This is a genomic window from Nocardiopsis halotolerans DSM 44410 (genome assembly GCF_000341065.1).
Lineage (GTDB): Bacteria > Actinomycetota > Actinomycetes > Streptosporangiales > Streptosporangiaceae > Nocardiopsis > Nocardiopsis halotolerans.
On record NZ_ANAX01000387.1, the window covers coordinates 1 to 21,789 of the forward strand.

Annotated in this window: 19 protein-coding genes and 2 pseudogenes; 9 read left to right on the forward strand and 12 right to left on the reverse strand. The window is 71.8% G+C overall.

Features of this window, described 5'->3' with window-relative positions; genetic code table 11:
- On the forward strand, positions 1–674 hold a 674-nt coding region (locus D455_RS0127870; RefSeq protein ID WP_017573939.1), incomplete at its 5' end, for an anhydro-N-acetylmuramic acid kinase.
- Positions 675–708: 34 nt separating this feature from the next.
- On the forward strand, positions 709–2,214 hold the full coding sequence (locus tag D455_RS0127875) for a sodium:solute symporter (RefSeq protein WP_017573940.1): 1,506 nt from the start codon (positions 709–711) through the stop codon (positions 2,212–2,214).
- 15 nt (positions 2,215–2,229) lie between these two features.
- On the opposite strand, the gene D455_RS0127880 is transcribed toward D455_RS0127875, so the two are convergent.
- Positions 2,230–2,709 carry a VOC family protein gene (locus D455_RS0127880; RefSeq protein ID WP_017573941.1) on the reverse strand — a complete coding sequence of 160 codons (480 nt, stop codon included), beginning with the start codon at positions 2,707–2,709 and terminating at the stop codon, positions 2,230–2,232.
- Between the two features lie 5 nt (positions 2,710–2,714).
- Positions 2,715–3,140 carry a helix-turn-helix domain-containing protein gene (locus tag D455_RS0127885; protein WP_017573942.1) on the reverse strand — a complete coding sequence of 142 codons (426 nt, stop codon included), beginning with the start codon at positions 3,138–3,140 and terminating at the stop codon, positions 2,715–2,717.
- Positions 3,141–3,298: 158 nt separating this feature from the next.
- Here D455_RS0127885 and D455_RS0127890 point away from each other — a divergent pair, with 158 nt between their 5' ends.
- The gene (locus D455_RS0127890) at positions 3,299–3,589 is read left to right on the forward strand and encodes a hypothetical protein (RefSeq protein WP_017573943.1); all 291 of its coding nucleotides are present in this window, start codon (positions 3,299–3,301) and stop codon (positions 3,587–3,589) included.
- A gap of 210 nt (positions 3,590–3,799) precedes the next feature.
- On the opposite strand, the gene D455_RS0127895 is transcribed toward D455_RS0127890, so the two are convergent.
- Positions 3,800–5,110 (reverse strand): MFS transporter, encoded by a 1,311-nt coding sequence (locus D455_RS0127895; RefSeq protein WP_083922505.1) that lies wholly within the window; start codon positions 5,108–5,110, stop codon positions 3,800–3,802.
- Positions 5,111–5,280: 170 nt separating this feature from the next.
- On the opposite strand from D455_RS0127895, the gene D455_RS0127900 reads away from it, so the two are divergent.
- A complete protein-coding gene (locus D455_RS0127900; protein ID WP_017573945.1) occupies positions 5,281–5,904 on the forward strand; it encodes a TetR/AcrR family transcriptional regulator in 624 nt (207 codons plus the stop codon).
- A 43-nt stretch (positions 5,905–5,947) separates the two neighbouring features.
- Here D455_RS0127900 and D455_RS0127905 read toward each other — a convergent pair whose 3' ends face one another.
- Entirely contained in the window at positions 5,948–6,775 is an 828-nt protein-coding gene (locus tag D455_RS0127905; RefSeq protein WP_026123053.1) for a helix-turn-helix transcriptional regulator, read from the reverse strand.
- Between the two features lie 130 nt (positions 6,776–6,905).
- Here D455_RS0127905 and D455_RS0127910 point away from each other — a divergent pair, with 130 nt between their 5' ends.
- Entirely contained in the window at positions 6,906–7,652 is a 747-nt protein-coding gene (locus tag D455_RS0127910; protein WP_017573947.1) for an SDR family oxidoreductase, read from the forward strand.
- Positions 7,653–7,663: 11 nt separating this feature from the next.
- On the opposite strand, the gene D455_RS33355 is transcribed toward D455_RS0127910, so the two are convergent.
- Positions 7,664–8,680, reverse strand: coding sequence for an MSMEG_6728 family protein (locus D455_RS33355; RefSeq protein WP_017573948.1), 1,017 nt, complete (start codon positions 8,678–8,680; stop codon positions 7,664–7,666).
- Between the two features lie 266 nt (positions 8,681–8,946).
- Between D455_RS33355 and D455_RS31940 the strand changes: the two genes are divergently transcribed.
- Both D455_RS31940 and D455_RS0127925 read left to right on the forward strand, forming a co-directional pair.
- Positions 8,947–9,852 carry a polyphosphate polymerase domain-containing protein gene (locus tag D455_RS31940; RefSeq protein WP_017573949.1) on the forward strand — a complete coding sequence of 302 codons (906 nt, stop codon included), beginning with the start codon at positions 8,947–8,949 and terminating at the stop codon, positions 9,850–9,852.
- 53 nt (positions 9,853–9,905) lie between these two features.
- On the forward strand, positions 9,906–10,592 hold the full coding sequence (locus D455_RS0127925; protein ID WP_017573950.1) for a DUF4956 domain-containing protein: 687 nt from the start codon (positions 9,906–9,908) through the stop codon (positions 10,590–10,592).
- Between the two features lie 57 nt (positions 10,593–10,649).
- Here the strand turns inward: D455_RS0127925 and D455_RS31945 are convergent.
- Positions 10,650–11,905 (reverse strand): annotated as a pseudogene (locus D455_RS31945) (RNA-guided endonuclease InsQ/TnpB family protein).
- A gap of 95 nt (positions 11,906–12,000) precedes the next feature.
- Between D455_RS31945 and D455_RS0127935 the strand changes: the two are divergent.
- Complete coding sequence (locus D455_RS0127935; RefSeq protein WP_017573951.1) at positions 12,001–13,713, forward strand: CotH kinase family protein; 1,713 nt, start codon at positions 12,001–12,003, stop codon at positions 13,711–13,713.
- Between the two features lie 303 nt (positions 13,714–14,016).
- Here the strand turns inward: D455_RS0127935 and D455_RS0127940 are convergent, their stop codons facing one another.
- The 5 genes from D455_RS0127940 to D455_RS0127960 form a co-directional block, all read right to left on the reverse strand.
- Positions 14,017–15,510, reverse strand: coding sequence for a sensor histidine kinase (locus tag D455_RS0127940; protein WP_017573952.1), 1,494 nt, complete (start codon positions 15,508–15,510; stop codon positions 14,017–14,019).
- A complete protein-coding gene (locus D455_RS0127945) occupies positions 15,507–16,232 on the reverse strand; it encodes a response regulator transcription factor (RefSeq protein WP_017573953.1) in 726 nt (241 codons plus the stop codon). Before D455_RS0127945 ends, D455_RS0127940 begins: the two co-directional genes overlap by 4 nt.
- Positions 16,233–16,404: 172 nt before the next feature.
- Positions 16,405–16,611, reverse strand: coding sequence for a hypothetical protein (locus tag D455_RS0127950; RefSeq protein ID WP_017573954.1), 207 nt, complete (start codon positions 16,609–16,611; stop codon positions 16,405–16,407).
- A 115-nt stretch (positions 16,612–16,726) separates the two neighbouring features.
- A complete protein-coding gene (locus D455_RS0127955; RefSeq protein ID WP_017573955.1) occupies positions 16,727–17,239 on the reverse strand; it encodes a pyridoxamine 5'-phosphate oxidase family protein in 513 nt (170 codons plus the stop codon).
- Between the two features lie 58 nt (positions 17,240–17,297).
- Entirely contained in the window at positions 17,298–18,653 is a 1,356-nt protein-coding gene (locus tag D455_RS0127960) for a multidrug effflux MFS transporter (protein WP_017573956.1), read from the reverse strand.
- Positions 18,654–19,498: 845 nt separating this feature from the next.
- Here D455_RS0127960 and D455_RS0127965 point away from each other — a divergent pair.
- Positions 19,499–20,113, forward strand: coding sequence for a YHS domain protein (locus D455_RS0127965; RefSeq protein WP_241480412.1), 615 nt, complete (start codon positions 19,499–19,501; stop codon positions 20,111–20,113).
- Positions 20,114–20,209: 96 nt separating this feature from the next.
- Here the strand turns inward: D455_RS0127965 and D455_RS0127970 are convergent.
- A pseudogene (locus D455_RS0127970) lies at positions 20,210–21,789 on the reverse strand (AfsR/SARP family transcriptional regulator); the annotation flags it as partial.

The window sequence follows — 21,789 nt, forward strand, 5'->3', positions numbered from 1 at the left end:
CCGCCCTCAACCTCGGCGGTATCGCCAACGCCACGGTCGTGCGGGACGGGGCGCCGCCGGTGGCCTTCGACACCGGTCCGGGCAACGCCCTGCTCGACGCCGCGACGCGCCGGGTGACCGGAGGCCGCGCCGACTTCGACGCGGACGGTGCGCTCGCCCGCTCCGGCACGCCCGATCCCGCTCTGCTGGAACACCTGCTCGCCGAGCCGTACTACCGCCTGGAACCGCCCAGGACCACCGGGGTGGAGCTGTTCGGCCCCGGCTACCTCGACGCGGCGCTGCGGCACACCGGCACGCCCTCGGACGCGGACCTGCTGGCCACCCTGGTGGAGCTCACCGCCGTCACCGTGGCGGACGCGCTGCGTCCGGTGACCGAGGTGTTCGCCTCCGGGGGCGGCACCCGCAACCCGGTCCTGATGGAGCGGCTCGCCGCCAGGCTCCACCCGGCCCGGATCGGGAGGTTCGACGACCTGGGGTTGGACAGTGACGCGAAGGAGGCCTACCTGTTCGCGCTGATCGGTTTCCTCACCTGGCACGGGCTCGCCGGGTCCGTGCCCGCCTGCACCGGTGCCCGTCGGGCGCCGGTGGCGGGACGCCTCACTCCCGGAGCCGGGCCGCTGCGGCTCCCCCAACCCGCCGGNCGGCGGCTGCGCGTGGACGCGCACGCCTCCTGAACACCCGCACACCCCTATCCCCCGGAGTAGCGCAGTGCATGCAATCGATCTCCTGGTCATCGTGGTGTACCTGCTGTGCTCGGCATGGCTCGGTCTGAGACTGTCCGGCCGGCAGCGCGACACCAAGGACTACTTCATCGGCAACCGGCAGCTGCCCTGGTGGGCGGTGTGCCTCTCGGTGGTGGCCACCGAGACCAGCGCCCTGACCGTGATCAGCATCCCCGGCGTGGCCTACCTGGGCAACGTCACCTTCCTCCAGGTGGCGGTCGGCTACCTGATCGGGCGGGTGGTCGTCGCCTTCGTGCTGTTGCCCCGCTACTACCGGGGCGAGATGACCACGGCCTACGCCTACCTGGGTGTGCGCTTCGGGCGCGGCATGCAGGGCACGGCCTCGGTCGCGTTCCTGTTCACCCGGCTCCTGGCCGACGGGGTGCGGCTGTTCGCGGCGGCCATCCCGATGAAGATCGTCCTGGACTCCTACGGGCTGGACCTGTCCTACTTCGCGATCATCGCGATGCTCGGCGTCGTCACGGTCCTCTACACCCTCATCGGCGGGATCAGGGCCGTGGTCTGGGTGGACGTGTTGCAGATGGGGCTGTACGTGTTCGGCGGCGTGGTCGCGCTGGTCGTCATCGCGGGCGGTCTCGACGTGAACTTCCTCGCGGTCGCCGCCGACGCGGGCAAGACCCAGTTCCTGGACTTCACGTCGAACCCGATCTCGGCCCCGTACGCGACGGTCACCGCGGTGCTGGGCGGCGCCCTGCTGTCCACCGCCTCCCACGGCGCCGACCAGATCATCGTGCAGCGGCTGCTGGGCTGCCGCAGCCTGCGCGACGCCCAGAGGGCGGTGATCGGCAGCGCCGTCGTGGTGTTCCTCCAGTTCGCCCTGTTCCTGACCGTGGGTCTGGCGCTGTACTCCTACTTCGGGGGCGTTTCGGTCGACGGGCTCGGACTCGCCAACTCCGACGAGCTCTTCCCGACGTTCGTCGTCGAGGGGATGCCGGTCGGCCTGTCGGGCCTGCTGCTCGCCGGGGTGATGGCCAGCGCGATGAGCACCCTGTCGTCGTCGCTGTCGGCGCTGTCCTCCTCGACCATGGCGGACCTGTACGAGCGGTTCAGCCACCGCACGCTCACCGGTGCCCAGGGGCTGCGGCTGGGCAGGCTGTTCACCCTGGGCTGGGGGCTGGTGTTCATCGGGGCGGCGGCGCTGTTCACCGGTACCGACAACCCCGTCGTCGAGTTGGGCCTGTCCGTGGCCAGCCTGACCTACGGCGGTCTGCTCGGCGCGTTCTTCCTGGGGCTGTGGGTGCGAAGGGCGCGCCAGCTCGACGCCGTGATCGCCTTCTCCGTCGCCGTGGCGACCATGGTCTGGCTGTTCCTCTTCAGGCCCGAGCTGGTCGGGTTCACCTGGTACACGGCCATCGGTACCGCGATCGTGCTCGGGCTGGGCTCCCTGCTCTCGCTCCGGCACCGGGGCGGTGCGCCCGGGGCCGGAACCGACGACGTGCCCTCTCCCACGGGTGAGGGGGAACGATCCTGACACACCGCGATACGTTCAGTCCCGGTGGTCGGCCTCGGCCCCGCACTCCCACCTTCTCAGGTCCGTGTCCGTGATCTCGCCGACCTGGTCGGCGGGCTGGGTGATCCGGATGTGGTTGCCGAACGGGTCGCGCAGCGCGCAGTCGACGCCGTAGGGCTGTTCCACCACGTCCTGGGTGAACTCCACGCCCCGGGCCCTCAGGGTGTCGTAGGTGGCCTGGCAGTCCTTCGTGGTGAGGATGCAGGCCACACCCAGGGCCCCCTTGGTGAGCAGGTCGCGGACCTGGGCCGCGGTCTCCTCACTGAGCGCGGGCGGGCCGGGGACCTCCAGCAGCAGGTGGCGGTCCGGGGCCTCGGGCAGGGTGACGGTGAGCCAGCGCATGAAGCCCATGTCGACGTCGTTGCTGACCTGGAAGCCGAGCTTGCCGACGTAGAAGTCGAGTGCCTCGTCCTGGTCGAGGACGTTGACCGCGGTGATGGAGATGTTGTCGAACATGCGTCTTACGTTAGAGGTGTGCGAGCGCCGTGCGCTTCTCCGAAACTGCTCGGTCGCGTCCACGTCTTGACGAAGCACACCGCTCCCGCCACCGGTGCGGTCCGCCTGCGGTAACGCGACGGCGGGGACCCCACCACCGACAGGAACGTGCGGCTGAAGGTGCCGAGACTGTCGAAACCGACCGCGAGGGCGATGTCGGTGACGCTGCGGTCGGTCTCCCGCAGCAGCGCCATCGCCCGCTCGATCCTGCGCCGCTGGAGGTAGCGGTGCGGGGTCTCGCCGAAGACCGCGCGGAAGGAACGGGAGAAGTGCGAGGGGGACATGAGCGCCACCCGGGCCAGCCCGGGCACGTCCAGTGGCTCGGCGAAGCGGCGGTCCATCACGTCGCGCGCCCGGAGCAGCCGTCGGTTGCGGTCCTCGTTCGGGGTCATCCCCCCACACTAGACACGGGGTCGGACGGAAGGGGCCCGCCCGGCCCCGTGGCTTCGGAGCCCTTGAACCCAGCGGTTCGCGGCCTTCGATGGGGCGGCCGCGGCGCCGGGGTCAGACGCGGGGCCTGCGGGACCGGGCCAGGCTGTTGACCCATCGCATGGCGCTCCTGCGGACACTTCCCCCGCCCTGCGGCGTCCTTCGCGCCGGGCCCCGGCGCGGTCCGGTACCCCGCGTCAGCGGGTTTCCGCCCCGGTGGGAGCTCGCGGACCTGGCCAGCCTCCTCGCCATCGCCAGGGGATCACTCGTCCGCGTCCGCGTCCGCGGGCGCGGACGCCTCCCCGGTGCCGGACGGCCCAGTCCCGCCCTTCTCATCAGCTGGTTCTTCGCCGTCCTGAGGGGGTTCCTCATGATCGTTCTCCTCCTCATCGTCGGATCCTCGCCGCCGTGAACAGAGGGATGATGACGAACGGGATACGTTTTTCTTCTCTTCCTGTCGCATTACCCGCAGACGTGATATTGATGCGTCTTCACTCGAGCGAGCCGTAACCTTGACCTGTTCGGGGTAACCAGCGGAAGGTCGCGCCGATCAGGCCCACCGCAGGTCACGGCGGGCGTGACCCTTCCAGCTCCGCTCATACGTCCCCGGCGTGGACGGCACTCATCCCCGCGTGCCGCGCGGCAGCACGGGGGCCAGCCCGGCCACCACGAGCTGGACGGCCGCGATCAGGAGGAAGGCCAGGCCGTACGCGGGCCCCTCCGGCGCGGTGGAGGCGGACACCGTGACCAGCGCGGCCAGGCCCAGGGCGCCGCCCGCCTGCTTGGCCGCGTTCAGCAGACCGGAGACGGCTCCGGCCTCCGCCGCGGCGGCCCCCGAGGTCACGACGGTGGTCAACGGTGTGTTGAACAGACCGCCGCCCACGGAGACCACGACCGCCGGACCCAGCACCGCCGACGCGTAGGTGTGCTCCGAGACCGCCGCGGCCTGCCAGGCGAAGCCCGCCGCAGCGAGGAGGCAGCCGGTCGCGATCAGGGCCCGTGCGTCCACGAACCTCATCAGCCACGGGGTGACCGTCCAGCTCACAGCCATGGTGACCAGGGTGTGCGGCAGGAAGCCCAGACCGGTCAGCAGCGCGCCGAATCCCAGCTCACCCTGCATGTAGAAGGTGAGGAAGTACCACATGGGCACCTGGAAGCAGGCCCCGGCCAGGAACACCATGGCGTTGCCCACCGAGACCGCCCGGCGCCGCAGGAGGCGGGGCGGCAGCAGGGGCACCCGGGCGCGGGACTCGACCACGGCGAACAGCGCAAGGAAGAGCACGCCCGCGGTCAGCGCGGCCACCGTGGACGGGTCGGTCCAGCCGTGTCCGGGAACCCGGGTGAGGCCGTAGGCGATCGCGGTGAGACCGCCGGTCGCCGTCACGGCCCCGGGCAGGTCGAGCCGCCCGCCGCGGCCCTTCTCCCCGCGCCCCTCCAGGCAGTACAGGCACAGCACCAGGGCGGCGGCACCGACGGGCACGTTGACCAGCAGGACCGCACGCCAGGACAGCGCCTCGGTCAGCGCGCCGCCGACGAGGCTGCCCGCCGCTCCGCCCGCGACGCTCACCGCGGTCCAGACGGCCAGGGCCCGGACCCGGGCGCGCCCCTCGGGGAAGGATGCGGTCAGGACCGTCAGGGTCGCCGGGGCCAGGACCGCCGCGCCCACACCCTGGAGGGCGCGGGCGGCGACCAGTGCTCCGGGGGACGGGGCCGCTCCGCCCAGCAGGCTGGCCGCGGTGAACAGCGTGAGCCCGGCGGCCAACACCCGCCTGTGCCCGTACAGGTCGGCCAGGCGCCCGCCCAGCAGCAGGAGGCCGCCGAAGACCAGGGTGTAGGCGTGGGCGACCCAGGGCAGCGCCGTCGCGGAGAACCCCAGCGACGACCGGATCGACGGCAGGGCGACGTTCACCACCGACACGTCGAGCACCACCATGAGCTGCGCGGCGCACACCAGGGCGAGCACCGGGCGCGTGCCCGCCGCCCGGGGTCGGGTTTCGCGCACGTGACCACCCCGTCCCAGCAAATCAATGTGGTTACATTGGTTTGAACGGTAGCGCCAGTGCGACCGCAAAGCAATGTGATCACATCGAGAAGAGGGGTCGTGTGAACACACCCACCCGTGGACCGGGGGCCGAGCACGAGCAGCGCCGCCAGCAGATCGCCGACGCCGTCCTGGCCGTCGCGGCCGAACGCGGGATGGCGGCCGTGTCGCAGACCAGCGTCGCGGAGCGCGCCGGTGTCTCACCCGGCCGCGTCCAGCACTACTTCCCCGCGAAACGGCGGATGATCGAGGCCGCCTTCGACCGGGGCAACGCCCTCAGCTCCGCACGCATCGCCGCCAGGACGGGCCCGGACGCCGATCCGCGGCAGGTGCTCACCACCGTGCTCACCGAACTCGTTCCCCACGACACCGTCACGCGCGCCCACATGCGCGTCCGTCAGGCCTTCACCGCGCTCGCCCTGTCCGACGAGGCCATCGCCGAACGCATGCGCCGGGAGTACGAGCGCTTTCACGGCCAGATCGCGGACCTGCTGCGTCAGGGACAGGACCGGGGAACGGTGCCCCGCGCCCTCGATCCCGTGGAGCGGGCCGTCTCGCTCGTCGCTCTGGCCGAGGGCCTGGCCTACTACGTACTGGTGGGCATCCACCCCGGCCCGGCCGCACGTGAGCGGCTGCTCACCGAGATCGCCGCCACGTACACGCCGGATCCCGAGGAGCGGGGTTGAGAGCGGGGCTGACCGCGAACGCGGGGACCCCGGCGGGGGGCGGTCAGGGCCGCGCGGCCTCGGCCGCCAGCGTGCCGAGCAGGGACAGCGAATCCGCGGTGGCCGAACCCGGTTCGGCGTGGTAGACGACGAGTTCCTGCCCCGGAGCCGACCTCACGTCGAAGGCGTGCAGGCGCAACTCCAGCAGGCCCACCTCGGGATGGGCCATCCGCTTGGTCTCCAGCCTCTTGCCGCGTACCCCGTGGCGCCGCCACAACCTCACGAAGTCGGGGCTGCGTTCCGTCAACTCCTCGATGACGGCACGGACGCGGGGATGGTCGGGCCGGGCGCCCTCGGCCAGGCGCAGGCCGTCCACCGTGTTCGCGGCGACGGCCTCCCAGTCGGGGTAGAACGAGCGTGCCCCCGGATCCAGGAACACCGCCAGCACCAGGTTCCGCGACAGGGGGAACCCCCGCATGAGCCGCTCGGCCAGCGGATTGCAGGCCAACACGTCGTAGGCGCGGCCCAGGACCATCGCCGGGGTTCCGTGCCACAGGCCCATCAGGTCGACGAGCGACGGGTCGGCGTGCTCGTCGGGCGCGACCGCGGCGGGACGCGGCCCCAGCCCGGCCAACCGGTAGAGGTGGACACGGCCGTCGTCGTCCAGGCGCAGCGCCGCCGCGAGCGCGTCCAGGACCTGCGCTGAGGGGCGGGTCTCGCGCCCCTGTTCCAGCCGCGTGTAGTAGTCGGCGCTCATACCGGCCAGCATCGCCACCTCCTCACGCCGCAGCCCGGTCACACGGCGGTGCCCGTGGACGGGCAGGCCCAGCGCCTCCGGTGCGAGACGCGCGCGCGTGCTCCGGAGGTAGTCACCCAGCGAAGAAGAAGCCATGGCACCCAGCGTAGGACTCCGCGTCCCGTCGTTCCTGGGTGCGCTCCACCCAGGAACGGCGCGGTCTTCCTCCGGTCCGGCCACCCGCGAACACTGGACGTGTCCAGACACCGAGAGGGGAAGAACGACCATGAGCGACCAGACGCGGGAGACGGCACGCAAGGTCATCGTCGTGACCGGGGCGAGCAGCGGGATCGGTGAGGCCGCCGCGCTGCGCCTGTCCGCCGAGGGCCACCACGTCGTGCTCGGCGCTCGGCGCGAGGACCGCCTCGACGCACTCGTCCGCCGCATCCGCGACTCCGGCGGTAGCGCCGACCACCGGCGCCTCGACGTCACCGACCCCGCCAGCGTCCGAGCGGTGGTCGACGGTACGGTGCGCGATCGCGGACGCCTCGACGCCCTCGTCAACAACGCCGGGGTCATGCCCCTGTCCCGGATGGACGCGCTCCTGGTGGACGAGTGGCACCGGATGATCGACGTTAACGTCAAGGGACTGCTGCACGGTGTGGCCGCGGCGCTCCCGCACTTCCAGCGCCAGGGGTCCGGCCACCTCGTGACCATCGCCTCCGTCGGCGCCCACGAGGTCGTCCCCACCTCGGCGGTGTACTCGGGCACCAAGTTCGCCGCGTGGGCGATCACCGAGGGACTGCGCCTCGAACTCGACCCGGGTATCAGGGTGACCACCGTCTCCCCGGGCGTGGTCGAGAGTGAACTCGCCGACCACATCACCGACCCGACCGCGAGGGAGGCGATGCGCACCTACCGCAGGAACGCGCTGCCCGCCGACGCCGTCGCGAGGGCGATCTCCTTCGCCCTCGACCAGCCCGCGGACGTCGACGTCAACGAACTCATCGTCCGCCCCGCCGCCCAGCGCTGAACGGCGGCCGGTCAGCCGGACCCCGGCGGGCGGTCCCCGTTTCCGGACCGTCCGCCGGGCGGGGCGTCGTCCGCCGAGGGGGAGTCGCGTTCCGCGGGCAGCAGGCGCAGCACCAGCGGGGCGGAGCGCGGCTCGGGCAGCGCGGCGCCGTCGAGGACGACCAACCCGGTCGAGGACGGCACGGGCACCTCCGGCCCGCTTCCGGGGGCGACCCTGCGGAACCGGAACTCCGGCTCGCGGCCCTCCTCGCGCATCGCCGCCTCGTCCTCGGGCCGCGGCTGCCGGGCGGTCGAGCCGCTGGTCCGCCCGACGGCTCCCAGGGGACCCGGATCCACCACGCCCTCCGGCCTCGGCGGCGGACACCCCGGCACCAGCCACAGCGTCTCGCCGGGCGTGCACAACCCGGCGAGCAGGCCCGGCACGGTGTCGCCCGGTGCGGTGAGCCGCAACGACGCGTCACGGCCGCCGACCAGACGTTCGAGAGCGTGCGCCTGCTCGTCCGTCAGGGAGTCCGCCGCCACAGCCTCCAGGCCCTCCCCGGGAGTCAACGGCGCGGCGCCCCCGCGCCGCAGCGGCCACCGGGGGAAGACCGGCCGGGGCCAGACGTAGGGCAGGCCGCGGGGCGTGCCGGGAAACAACGGCCCGTAGTACGCCCCGTCCTTGCCCACCAGGGCCGAGCGGTGCGAGACGTGCAGCTCTTCGTCCCCCAGCCACGGCGGCAGCAGGTCGTGCTCCCACAGCCACTCCTCCTCGGGGACACGGCCCCCGCTGAAGGCCAGCAGCGAGGGCAGGACCGCGTCGGCGTACCCGCGACGGCGCCATTCGCGGCACACCGCCACCCCGTAACCGACGAGCGCGGGGACGAAGCCGCGCCACATCGCCACGGCGGGATGGCGCTTCCACCCGTACTCGGGCCACACCAGAGCCCGCAGGATCTGCATGGTCTCCACCCGCTGCTTGCCCAGCCTGCGGTCGTCCAGCGCCCGCGCGCACCCGGAGAACGCGGCGTGGGGCAGAAAGGTCTGCATCGTCCCCTCCCGTCCGGCCCGCGGCGTCGCCGCCGGTCGGTTCCGTCCCACGGTCCGACACCGCCCGGTACCAGTGTCACCCGGCCGCCTCCCCCAGCGCGGCAGGACCGGCGTTCTCACCGAGATCTCACCCGGATCCGAGACCGGCCGCTGACCAGGGGATCGGGCCCTCGCCTCTCAGGAACCTCTCAGGAAGTTCTCCGTCTCCTCCCACACTCGTCCGGTGGTGTTCACCCTGTCGCCACCACCCGACGAGAGGAGGCAGCGTGGCACCGGCACCGACCACCGCCAGGGCCGACGGGAGCGCCGCCAAGGGCGCACCGGGGAACACCGCGGCCGGGGAGCGGCTGAGGGCACCGAGCAGACTGCACGCCTTCAACCGCTACGAACTCAAGTACCTGCTCCCCGTGTCGCAGGTCGCGGACGTGCGCGCCGAACTCACCGCGCGCATGCGCACCGACCACAACGCCGGAGCCGACGGCTACGGCGTGTGGAGCCTGTACTACGACACCCGGCGCCTGCGCTTCTACCACGAGAAGATCGAGGGGCTCAGGTTCCGCCGCAAGCTGCGCGTCCGCCGCTACGGCGAGACGGGACCAGCCGACGAGGACACACCCGTGTCCGTGGAGATCAAGCAGCGCGTCAACCGCGTCACCCAGAAGCGGCGCGTCCTGCTGCCGTACCGCCTGGCCCGGGACCTGTGCGACCGGCGCGTGCGCGTGGAGCACCCGGGGGTCGACCAGGCCTTCGTCGACGAGGTCCTCGACCTCGTCCACCGCCTGGACCTGCGCCCGACCGCCATGACCGGGTACCGGCGCGAACCCTACGTCGGCGTCGACGCCGACCTGGGGCTGCGCGTGACCCTGGACCACCGGGTCCGCGGACGCGACCGCGACTTCGACCTGCGCGCGGAGGCGGAGAACCGCCACATCATCAGCCCCGGCCTGGCCGTCATGGAGGTCAAGGCCAACGAGCGCGCGCCCTACTGGGTCACCGACATGGCCGCCCGGTACGGCCTCCAGGTACGGCGGATCTCCAAGTACTGCCAGAGCGTGGAGGCCCACGGGCTGGCCCCGCGCTCGGTCTTCCACGTGCCCGAGGAGGACGTGGCGGCCGGGGCCCGGCCCGCCCCGCACGCTCCGGAGGGCGCGCCCGGGGCCGTGCGCCACTGACCTACCCGCCCGCCCGACCGATCCCACCGAGTACCGAAGGCGCCAACCGCACCATGAACCTCGATTTCGGCATCACCGACCTGTCCGGCACGTTCAGCGTCATGGACGTGGTCCTGTCCCTGGCGCTGGCCTTCGTCACCAGCCTGGTGGCGGCCTGGACCTACCGAGCCACCCACCGCAACATCTCCTACTCACAGAGCTACGTCCACACCCTCATCATCCTGGGCATGCTCATCGCCCTGATCATGCTGGTGGTGGGCTCCAACATCGCCCGGGCCTTCGCCCTGGTCGGCGCCCTGTCGGTGGTGCGCTTCCGCAACGCCATCAAGGAGACCCGCGACGTCGGGTTCATCTTCCTGGTCATGGGCCTGGGCATGGCCTGCGGAACGCGCTTCTACACCCTCGCGGTCATCGCCACCCTCGTCATCTGCGCGGTCATCCTGCTCATGCACCGCTTCAACTGGTTCGCGCTCAACGTGCAGCGCCAGGTGGTCAAGGTCCAGGTGCCCGCCGACGGGACCGACCACGGCCCCGCGATCGACGACGTGCTCATCCGCTCCACCGACGAGTACGAGCTGATCAGCACGGAGACCGTGCGCGGCGGGTCCCTGCTGGAGACGGCCTACACGGCGCGCCTGAAGAAGGGCGTCAAGCCGGGTGACCTCATCGAACGCCTGCGCGGGATCAACTCCGGGCAGAAGGCGACCGTCCTGACCGGATACGACCAGACCGACATTTGACTTTCTCCCTCTCCTAGAGGAAGGGGAGTCCGATACGCGCTCGCGCGCGTATGAGCCCTAGAGCTCAGCCCTCACGGGCCCGGTTTCCTGTTTCGTCGCCGATCGCGGAAGGGAGGTCCCTTGCCGTCTCACACCAGCTCCGCAGGCCTCACCCCGGACTTGCTCCCGGGCTGCGACTCGACCAGCCGCAAGGATGTTCGTCGCCGCATTGACGTCCCGACCGTGTCGGGTGCGGCAGGACGGGCACGTCCACCAGCGGGTGCCCAGGGAAAGCGTGGTGAGTAGGTGGTGGCACTTCGAGCAGGTCTTGGAGGAGGCGAACCACCGGTCCACCACGACCACGGTACGGCCCGCACGCGCGGCTTTGTATTCCAGTTGGCGGCGAAACTCCCCGAAGCCAGTGTCCAGCACCGCGCGGTTGAGCCCGGCCTTCTGCCGCACCCGCCGACCCGGGGACTGAACAGTGCCCTTGGCCGAGGCAGTCATGCCCCGTACGTTGAGGTCCTCGATCGCGATCAGATCGTGCTCGCGCACCAGCCGGGCCGTGGTCCTGTGCAGGAAATCCTGTCTGGCGTGGCGGACCTTGCGGTGGGCGGCGGCGACCTTGCGTGTGGCCTTACGCCGGTTGTTCGACCCCTTGGTCTTGCGGGCCATCCGGCGTTGGTACCGGGCCAGGTTGTGGGCTTTGCGCTGAAGGTGGCGGGGGTTGGCGATCTTCTCCCCCGTGGACAACGTCGCGAAGTCCTTCACCCCAGATCCACACCAACCTCGGATCCAGCCTCAGGTGGGGATGCGGGGGCCTCGCTCTCCACGGCGAAGGTCACATACCAACGCCCGTCCGCCTCACGGGAGACGATCACCGTGGTTGGGTTGAGCGTGGTCAGGTCGACGTCGTCGAAGGACCACACCACCCGCAAGGGCGCGGTCTGCTTGGCCAGCGTCAGTTGCCCGTCGCGCATCCGAAACGCCGACCGGGTGTAGTGCGCCGACTGCCGCCCGGTGCGCGACTTGAACCGGGGATACTTGGCGCGCTTGGCAAAGAAGCTCGCGAACGCGCTGTGTTGGTGGCGCAGCACCTGCTGCAAGGGAACCGAGGACACCTCGGACAAAAACGCCAGTTCCTGGGTCTTCTTCCACCCGGTCAGCGCGGCGTCGGTCTGCTTGTACGAGGTCTTCTCACCGCGCTGGTGGTAGGCGGTATGGCGCTCGGCCAGGGTCCTGTTCCACACCAGGCGTACACATCCGAACGTGCGGCCCAGTTGGGCCTGCTGTTCGGGGTCCGGGTAGGCCCGGCACTTGTACGCCGTCCGCATGCACCCAAAGTTACAGGCGATGACTGTATGAGTAAGCCGTTTTCTGGATCCCTCCTCGGACTGAAGGCCGGGGCATCCTCCGGAAAGGACATGTGATGGCGATGAGCGACGAAGGATCCGAAGGGCGCCTGCGGAGATCGAGGCGCCTGCGACACCGCGTCCCCGTCCGCCTCCGCCAGCACTGGAGGACCGCGGCGGTCGTGTGCGCGGCCCTGCTGGCCCTGGTCCTGTTCCTCGGCGAGGCGAGGGTGCGCCCCTACATCACCTCCGAGCTGGTCTCACGGGACGTCGTCACCGAGAACGTCGAGGGCGAGGGCGACCTGTTCGACGGCGGAGAGCACACCATCGAGGTCACCTTCAACGAGGCCGAGTACGCCGACATGATGGAGACCTTCCGCGAGGAGGGCGAGAAGGAGTTCATCAGCGCGGACATCATCATCGACGGCACGGTCGTCGACGACGTGGGGCTCCGCCTCAAGGGCAACTCCACCCTCATGAGCCTGCGCGGCGACGGGACCGGAGCCGGGGGAGCGGGGATGCCCGGGGGTGGGACCCAGGGCGGCGAGGCGGCCCAGCGGCAGGGCGAGGCGGCGCAGGCCCAGCAGGAGCGGGCTCAGCAGCAGGAGCAGACCCGGCGGGACACCGCGACGGAGGAGGGAGCCGCCGAGGACGGTGGCATGGGCGGGGGCTTCGGCCCGGGCGCGGTCACCCTGTCCGAGGACGAGCCCGAGAGGCTCCCGTGGCTGATCAGCTTCGAGGAGTTCGTCCCCGGACGCGCCTACCAGGGGCACACCGAGATCGCCCTGCGCCCGGCGACGTCCACGTCCGACACCGCCCTCAACGAGGCCCTGGCCCTGGACCTGACGGCGGCGGACGGGCAGACCACGCAGGACCACACGTTCACCTCGTTCGCGGTCAACGGCGGCGAGGCGGTCCCGCGCCTGGTCCTGGACCACCCCGACGCCTCGTGGGCGTCCCGGTACGGGAACGGGATCCTCTACAAGGGCCGGGCGGAGGGCTCCTTCGCCTACCTGGGCGGGGACCCCACCGAATACGAGGAGAGCTTCAAGCAGATCAACGGGGAGGGAACCCACGACCTGCAACCGGTGATGGACCTGCTGCGGTTCGTCGAGGAGTCCGACGACGAGGAGTTCGCGCGCGAACTGGACGAACACCTGGACGCGGAGTCCTTCGCCCGCTACCTCGCGCTCCAGGACCTGATGTCCAACAGCGACGGTATGGATGGACCGGGCAACAACTACTACCTGTGGTACGACCTCGACCAGGACCGGTTCACCGTCCTGTCGTGGGACCTGAACCTGTCCTTCGGCGGTATGGGCGGCGGTGGCGGTAGGGGCGGCGGTGGCGGTGCGCCCGGGGGGACGGAGCCCTCCGAAGAGGGCACGGCACCGGAGGGCATGCAGCCGCCCGAGGGCATGGAGCTCCCCCAGGGCGCGCGACCACCGGAGGGGATGCCGATGCCCGGTGAGGGGGAGGCCCCCGAGGGCGGGGGCGGGATGTCCATGGGCGGCAGCGGAGCGCTCAAGGAACGCTTCCTCGCCAACGAGGACTTCCACCAGCTCTACGAGCAGGCCTACGCCGACCTCCACTCCGCGCTGGTGGAGAGCGGCACCGCCGCCGAACTCCTGGAGTCGGCCGTGTCCCGCGCCGAGGCGGCCGGGGACGGGGGAGCCGCCGCCGCGGGCGAGCAGCTCGCCGAGCGGATCGCCGCCATCCCGCGGACCCCGCAGGAGGGGACCGGGACGCCGGGCCAGGACGGGGACACAGGAGACCAGTCGGAGCCCTGACCCTTCCCCGTCCACCAGGTCCACCAGCATCCTCCAGCGCCTGGGAGGAACACTCGTCCGGCGCGGACGGATCCCGTGTCCCCCGCCCGCGCCGGACCCCCCGGACGCCGCCCCGGCCCGCACGGGCCGGGGCGGCGTTCCCTCGTGTGGGGTACCGGCCGTTTCCTCCGGCGGTTGGGAGGAACACCCGTCCGGCGCGGAACGGTTCCGTGTCCCTCGTCCCTCCGTCCGTACCGGACACACCGCGCGCTGCCCGCTGGTCCCCCGACCGCGTGGCGGCGACCGGGACCGTGTGACCACTGGTCAACCCAGGGGGAGGACCACGGTGAAGGCGCTGCCCGCGCCCGGGGTCGACGCGACCGTGACGTAACCGTCGTGGGCGGCGACGAAGGCCGCGCTGATCGCCAGGCCCAGCCCCGCACCGGCCTGCTGCCTGGGCCCGTCCGCCCGGTAGAAACGGTCGAACACATGGGGCAGACCCTCACGGGGGATGCCGGGCCCCTCGTCCTCGACCGTGATCACGGCGACCTCCGAGACCCCCGGGGGCAGTGCGCCCGCGTGGGCCGGTCCCGGGGGCGGCGGGTCCTGGGTCCGGGACACCGACACCCGGACCGGTGTTCCCTCCGGCGTGTGGGTGAGGGCGTTCCCCACGAGGTTCTCCAACACCTGGCGGACGCGGTCACCGTCCCCCACCGCCCGCACGGGTCCGTCCGCCTCCAGTTCCACGGGCGTGCGCGGAGCCCGTGCCCGGGCGCTGAGCACCACCCGCTCCGCGATACCGACCAGTTCCATGTCGGAGCGCTCCAGCTCGGGCGCCTCGTCGAAGCGGGAGAGCATCAAAAGGTCGTCCACCATGCTCCCCATCCGCCCCGCCTCGTCCTCGATCCGCGACATCCACCGGTCCGCCCGGGCGTCCTCGGCGACCAGGCCCTGCCTCCTGCCCTGCCGGTACAGTTCGGCGAATCCCCGGATCGACGACAACGGTGTGCGCAGCTCGTGGGAGGCGTCCGCCACGAAGCGCCGCGTCGCCTCGACCGCGCGGTCCCGCTCGCCCAGGGCCCCGGAGAGCTCACCGAGCATGGTGTTGAGGGAGGCGCCCAGCCGCCCGGTCTCGGTCGCGGGATCCTGGTGGGGGATCCTCCTGTCCAGGTCGCCCGCGGCGATGGCCCGCGCCGTGGACTCGATCTCGCGCAGGGGCCGCAGCTGGAGCCGTACGATCGCCGCCGCGCCGAACCCCACGGCCGTCAGCACCACCAGCCCCGCACCGGCCTCGATGAGTACGAGCTGGTCGAGCGTGTCCTCGATCCCGGACAGGGACTGAGCGGTCATGAAGACGCCGCCGTCCTCGCGAACGGTGGTCAGCACCCTCCAGTCGCCCTCGTCCGCGGTCCCGGGCAGAGTGAAGGGTTCCCCGGCCCGTGCTCGCAGCTCCTGGACGGAGATCGCCGAGGCGTCGGGAAGGCCGTCGTCGGAGCTGGTCCGTCCCACGCTCTCCACCACGTCGCCGTCGGCGTCGATGAACAGTGTGCGCAGGTCGGTGGGTAGCGGTGGGGGTTGCGGCCCGCCGGGCGGCTCGGGCGTCCCGGCTCCGGCGGGCGGCTCGGGTCCCCCGCTCCCGTACTCCGGACCCATGAGCCGGTGGAGGGCCTGGTCGGCCTCCGCGGTCAGCGAGCGCTGGAGCAGGAGTGTTCCGGCCGCGCCGAAGGCGACCAGGCACACGGTGGTCAGACACAGCACAGCCAGGGTGAGTCCGGCCTCCAGGCTCCGGGGCCACGGGCGCCTCGGCCGGCCGTTCACCCGGTCTCCCCGGGGGCCAGGCGCAGGCTGTAGCCGATGCCGCGCACGGTGTGGAGGAGCGCGGGGCGGCCCGCGTCGACCTTGCGCCGCAGGTAACTGACGTAGGTCTCCACCACACGGCTGTCGTCGCTCTCCCCGCCCCACACCCGGTCCAGGATCTGCGTCTTGCTGACGACCCTGCCCGCGTTGAGCATCAGGTAGCGCAGCAGCGCGAACTCGGTGGGGGAGAGCCGCACCGGCGTGCCCGCGCGGCGGACCTCGTGCGCCTCCTCGTCCAGCTCCAGGTCGGCGTAGCGCAGGGTTTCGGCGTCGTCGTCGCCGGGCCTGCCCGCCCGGCGCAGGATCGCGTTCAGCCGAAGGACGACCTCCTCCAGGCTGAAGGGCTTGGTCACGTAGTCGTCGGCTCCGGCCCGGAAACCGGCCACCCGGTCCTGGACCGTGTCGCGTGCGGTGAGGAACAGCACGGGAAGGTCCGGCACGACCCCGCGCAGATCCCCGACCAGGTCCAGACCGCTGCGGCCGGGCAGGGTCACGTCCACGACGGCGATGTCGGGGGTGAAGTCGCCCAGCGCCGCCAGGGCGGCCCCGGCCTCGGGCGCGCCGCGTGTGGTGAATCCGCTCAGCTCCAGGGAGGCGGTGAGCAGTTCGAGGATGTTGGGTTCGTCCTCGACGATGAGGGCCCTGGCCGTCGCCTGGGTGGCGCCGGAGTGTTCTTCGCGCATGCTGGAGTCCTGGCCGGTGGTGGAGTTTCCGTTCGGGAGACGGTACGCGGCGAGGGCAAGAGTTCGGTGAGAACCCGCGAGGCGGGGCACGTCGCCGTGCCGCACCGCGCGCAACGACGTCGTCGGCGGTTGACGTCCGGTCATGGAGACCACGCCACCGACCGCCTGGACGCTACCGCGAGGGCTGGGGCAGGGGCGGGCACTCGATGGTCGGGTTCACCCCCACGTAGTTCAACGGGCCCACGAAGACGGTTCCGACGATGTGTCCCAGGGTCGAGCACGAGGTCTCGTCGTCGAACAGTCCACGCTGGAACGTGGCGATCAGTCCGATGATCAGCCACAGGGCGGCGAGGGCCGAAAGAAGGATCCGTACGCGCACTCTCTGCCTCCTGGGGGGTCGGGGTTGAGGAGGTGGCGTTGACTTCGCCAGAGGTCTACCCCCGAGATCCGGCCTCTCACCCGCTTCCCGCGCGCCCCCGCCTCCCGGCTGCGTCTCAGGGCCACACGTCGAACCGCCACCGGGTGGGTCCGTGCGGCAGCTCCGAGACGGGGAAGGCGAACACCGTCGACGGGGAGACCGTGAGGACGCGGTAGGGCGGCGGACCGGCCGTCGGCGCACCCTCCGGACCGGTCAGTTCGCCGCCGTCGGGGATCGGGGCCCACCCGTGGCGCTCGGCGTAGGCGGCGGCCACCCGCTCCACGTGGGCGTGGTCCAGTACCAGCTCGACCGTTCCCTCCACGACCACGTCCATCCGCTCGGTGGTGAAGCCCATGCTCACCTGCGGGGACGCGGCCATCAGCCGAGACTTGGCGGTGTCCTTCCCCGAGGCGAAGCAGGGCTGGCCGTCCACCCACACCGCCAGCAGCGGCCGGGTGTGCGGCTGACCGTCCGCACGCGTCACGGTCAGCCACCCCTTCCCGGCGGACTCCACCAGGTGGGGGAGCACCTCCTCCCACACGCCGGGTGCCTCACTCGTCAGGGACTGGGCCTGGGGACTGGGGAACACGTCGCGCTCCTCGCTTTCGCCTGTGTGGGCGGATCAGACTAGCCGTGGGTACCGACACTCAGGCGGCGGCCGGGGCGGTGTGTCGCGCACGCACCGCGAACCCGGTGAAGACCACCGCGGCGGCCACGGCCGTGGCGAGCATGACCGCGGTCATGCTGGACAGGGTGACCGGCCCGGTCAGTCCGGCGGTCGAGGCCAGGCCGGAGCCGATGGCGAACTGGAGCGTGCCCAGCAGGGCCGAGCCGCTTCCGGCGACCTTCGGCGGCTGCCCGTCCAGGGCCAGCGCGGTCGCGTTCGGCGACACCAGACCGGTGAACACCATCATCACGAACAGGGCGACGGTCACCGTCACCAGGGTCGCCCCGCCGGACGCGCCCAGGACCGCCAGCGCGGCCACCGAGGCGATCGACCCGGCCAGGCCCAGGAACAGGCGGCGGTGGATCTCCACCCGACTGATCAGGTACGCGTTCAGCTGGTTGCCGATGATCATTCCGAGCGTGGTCACCGCGAACACCAGGCTGAACTCCTGGGCGCTGGCCCCCAGGCGGGACTGGGCCACGAACGAGAAGGTCGAGATGTAGGTGAAGCTCATCCCGAAGCTCAGCGCGAGGGTGAGCGTGGGACCGGTGAAGCGGATGTCGCGCAGCAGGCCGCCGAACACGCGCATCTGCTCCCGCGGGCTGACCCGCTCGCGCTGCTCGACCGGCAGGCTCTCGGGCAGGGTGAACAGCACCAGGGCGAAGGTGGCCAGGCCGGTCACGCCGAGCACGGCGAAGAGCAGCTGCCAGGGACCGAAGAAGAGCAGCTGGCCGCCCAGGACCGGGCCGAGCATGGGAGCCAGCCCGGAGAGCAGCACCAGCCGGGAGAAGAACGTGGCGGCGGCGTCGCCGTCGAACACGTCCCGCACGATGGCGCGGGAGATCACCAGTCCGGCCGCGGCGGACACGCCCTGGCCGAAACGCAGCAGGCTGAACATCTCCACGCTGCTCACCATCGCGATGGCGAAGGTGGTGAGGGTGAACACGGCGATTCCGGCGAGCAGGGGCTTGCGGCGCCCCCACCGGTCGCTGAGTGGGCCGATGACGAGCTGGCCCAGGGCCAGTCCGGCCATCACCGAGGTCAGGGTGAGCTTGACGCTGGCCTCGCTGGTGCCCAGACCGGAGGCGATCTGCGGCAGCGCGGGCAGGTACAGGTCGGTGGCGAGCGGGCCGAGCGCGGACAGCACACCGAGGATGGACACGAGCAGCAGCGTGTGGCGGCGCGTCCGGGACGTGCTCGCGGCGGCCTTGTCGTCGTGGTGGTTCGGGGTGTCGTGGGTGGTCGGGACGTCCGGGGCGTCCGGGGCGTCCAGGACGACCTGGACGTCCGTGGCGGCCGGGACACGGCGGTTCGGGCGTGCGGAAGTAAGGGTCACCGAAGGCTCCAACGCGGGGAGAGGTGTTCAACGAGCGGTGGGTGGGGGCGCCGTGAACCGCCTTCGGGCGGGGCGCCAGCAGAAGTCCCATGAGGGGATCACACGGTCCCGGGGATCACTTCCGCCTCCAACACGAGGCTAGGAGCAGGCAATCCCAGCTTTACCCGGCAAGGCGCGTGATCCGAATTACGGTGGGGGATCGCCCTGCTGGCAGCGGGATTCGCGCCGTTGTGACGACGCCCATGTGAACGAATCCGCCAACGAGTTCCCACGTGCTGCTAATCCCCCGTACGGGTGGAGTGCGGCCCGAAATGGTTACCCAGTAGTAGTTCCGTCTGGCGAAACATGGCTCCCGATGCCGCATGCCCTGTGAAGAAAGGAGCGGGCGCGGAGAGGGGATCCCAGCATGTCACATGGCCTGCCGTTGGTTCCGGACTCCGGGGGCGCCGTCGCGGGGGCGACGGGGGTTCTCCGCCAGTCCGTTGGAACTGTCCCGCCGGAGATGGTTCTCCGTGGAGTTTGGAATTCCCGGGAGTGTCTCTCGTGCGTTGTCCGGCGGAGCGCTTCCCTTTCACGCGAACACGTCCGCGACCCTTGGCGGGGGAAAGGGAAGGAAAAGGAAGGAAAGGAACGGTCCCCGGAGAGCCCGCTCGTGGTCAGGGCCGAGTGGGACCGGCGGCCCCCGGACGCATCAGGACGGAAGGAGTCCGGGGCCGTCCTTCGGACGGACGTTTCCCCTCCCTTTCCCGTTCGCCTCCGTGCGGGTTCCGAACGCGCCTGACAGCGGTGTGACAGCCCTCTGACAGAACGGTCGGGCACCGTTCGTCCCGGAGGTGATCGCGATGATGTTCATCGAGTTGTTCGTCCCCCGGGGCTCCCTCGACCCCGAGCGGCTCCGCCGCCTGGCCGCGTGTCTGGGGAACGTGACCGAACTGACCGAGGGGGAGAGGATCCAGCCCGGTTGGGAGCAGGTCCTCGGTTCCCTCATGCAGGTGGTGGTGCACCAACCGGAGGTGTGGGTGGTCGACCAGCGCGTCCTCGACGCCGTCGCCGCGCCCCGGTACGTGGTGCGCTTCCACGTACCGGGCCCGTGGCGCAAGGCCATGAGCGACGCCCTGGTCTCCTACGCCACCAGGGTCGTCGCCGACGTCGAGGCCGACGCGGAACGGCCCTACCGGGAGCCCGTGGTCCAGGTCCAGGTCGTCGGTGTGACCGAGGGCAGCATGGGTGTGTACGGCAGGACGGTCGACTCCGAGGGGCTCGTGGAGCTCATGAGCGAGCCCTACCGGAAGGACTTCGACGAGGGCCGCGCCGTACGGGACCCGCTGTGCGGGGTGATCGTGCCCCTCGACGGCACCGCCGTCACCCTGGAGTGGGAGGGCACCCTGTACGGCTTCTGCTGCTCCGCCTGCCGCGAGGAGTTCCTGAGGAGGCAGCGGAAGGAGACCGCGTCCGCGTAGGGGAACGGACACGGTTCCGACGGCGGAGCGGGAGGCCTCCCGCTCCGCCGGTGGTTCGCACCGGCCCACCGTTGCGGATCCCGGCGGCCCCCGGGCCTAACGGGCGGCCTGGGCGCCGTGTTCCGCACGGACCACCGCCAGGGCCTCCTCCGGCGTCAGGGCGCTGGCACGGTCGTAGGCGGCGCGGTGGGCGCCCAGCTCGCGGACCAGGCGGGCGACGTCCGGATGGTGCGGGTTGGGGCCGCCGCGCAGCGCGTGGGCGGTCCCCAGGATTCGTGCCGCCCGCTCCGGTTCCCCCCTCCGGAGGAGCACGTCCGCCGTGCCCACGGCCACCTGGGCGAGCATCGGCATGTCCGGCATGGTGTCGGCCAGGGCGAAGGCCTCGTCCAGGTGACGGACGGCCGCCGCCCGGTCGCCGGTGGCCGCGGCCAGGCACCCGGCCGCGGTCGCGTACAGGGCCCGGTCCGGTGGCTCCCCGTCTTCGCTCGTCTCGCGCGCCAGGTCGAGCAGGTGTCCGGCCCGTGCCAGGTCCCCTCCGTGACGTGCCAGGTCGGCGAGGCAGATCCGTGCCAGGGCCACCTGGCGCGCGGACGCGGCCTCGGCGACTACCGCCTCCAGCTGGGCGCGCGCACCGTCGGTGTCCCCGGCGTCGACGCGTGCCGTCGCCAGCCACACCCGCTGGCCGTGGTGGGCGCCCAGCCCACGGGTCAGAACCCGGGCCTCATCCAGCAGGGCGAGCGCCTCGTCGGCGTCGCCGTTCGCGGCGCGGGCGTGGGCCAGGGACATCAGCAGCAGCGACAGTCCCCACGGCTCACCGGCCTCGCGGAAGGCGGCCACGGCGCGCTCCGCGTCGTTCGGCTCGTGCGCGGTGTCACCGGCGGTTCCGTCCAGGAAGGAGCGGGCCAGCCAGAGCATCGCCCGGGTCCAGGGGTCGGGATGGGCCAGGTGCGGCTCCAGGGCGGCCCGCCCCTCGGCCGTCCGGCCCTCGGCCATGGCCAGCAGAGCCGCCACGAACGCACCGACGGGTTCCGAGGCGTCCGGAGGCGGGCCGACGACGGACCGGGCGTCGGCGAGTTCACCCGTGAACGTGGCGTTGAGCAGGTAGGCGGCGCACGCGCGCAGCCGCGCGTCCCGCCACCGGCCGTCGCCGTGTTCCGGAACCGCGGAACCCTCCTCTGATCCGGCCGGGCGGGAAACGCCGGGGCCGTCCGCGTCATCCCCGAGGTGACCGGACCCGCCCGGGGAGGCGGAACCGGGACGCGGCGCCGACGCGCGCAGAACCGTACGGAGCCGCACGACGGCGCTGGCGTGGTCACCGTGGACGGCCCAGAACATGCCCAGCGCCGCACCCAGCCGCACGGCGCTCCCGTGGTCACCGGAGTCACGGGCGTGCCCCAGCGCGGCGAGCAGGTTGCCGTGGTCGGCGGTCAGCCGGGCCAGCCACTCCGCCTGCCCCGGTCCCCGCAGGTGGGGTTCGGCCCGTTCGGCCAGGTCCAGGAAGCAGGCGACATGGGCGGCCCGGGCGCCGCGCAGCCGGCCGGTCGCGGCCAGGCGTTCCGTCCCGTACTCGCGGATGGTGTCCAGCATCCGGTACCGGTCGCCGTCCGCCTCCATCAGCGACCTGTCCACCAGGGAGTACAGGGTCTCGGCGGCGACCCCGACGTGTTCGGCGGGCG

Excerpts from the sequence above, each read along its gene's own strand:
- D455_RS0127880 (WP_017573941.1), bottom strand. The coding sequence starts at position 2,709 with ATGTTCGACAACATCTCCATCACCGCGGTCAACGTCCTCGACCAGGAC.
- D455_RS0127885 (WP_017573942.1), bottom strand. The coding sequence starts at position 3,140 with ATGACCCCGAACGAGGACCGCAACCGACGGCTGCTCCGGGCGCGCGAC.
- D455_RS0127890 (WP_017573943.1), top strand. The coding sequence starts at position 3,299 with ATGGCGCTCCTGCGGACACTTCCCCCGCCCTGCGGCGTCCTTCGCGCC.
- D455_RS0127895 (WP_083922505.1), bottom strand. The coding sequence starts at position 5,110 with ATGGTGGTGCTCGACGTGTCGGTGGTGAACGTCGCCCTGCCGTCGATC.
- D455_RS0127905 (WP_026123053.1), bottom strand. The coding sequence starts at position 6,775 with ATGGCTTCTTCTTCGCTGGGTGACTACCTCCGGAGCACGCGCGCGCGT.
- D455_RS0127910 (WP_017573947.1), top strand. The coding sequence starts at position 6,906 with ATGAGCGACCAGACGCGGGAGACGGCACGCAAGGTCATCGTCGTGACC.
- D455_RS33355 (WP_017573948.1), bottom strand. The coding sequence starts at position 8,680 with ATGCAGACCTTTCTGCCCCACGCCGCGTTCTCCGGGTGCGCGCGGGCG.
- D455_RS0127925 (WP_017573950.1), top strand. The coding sequence starts at position 9,906 with ATGAACCTCGATTTCGGCATCACCGACCTGTCCGGCACGTTCAGCGTC.
- D455_RS0127935 (WP_017573951.1), top strand. The coding sequence starts at position 12,001 with ATGGCGATGAGCGACGAAGGATCCGAAGGGCGCCTGCGGAGATCGAGG.
- D455_RS0127945 (WP_017573953.1), bottom strand. The coding sequence starts at position 16,232 with ATGCGCGAAGAACACTCCGGCGCCACCCAGGCGACGGCCAGGGCCCTC.
- D455_RS0127965 (WP_241480412.1), top strand. The coding sequence starts at position 19,499 with ATGTTCATCGAGTTGTTCGTCCCCCGGGGCTCCCTCGACCCCGAGCGG.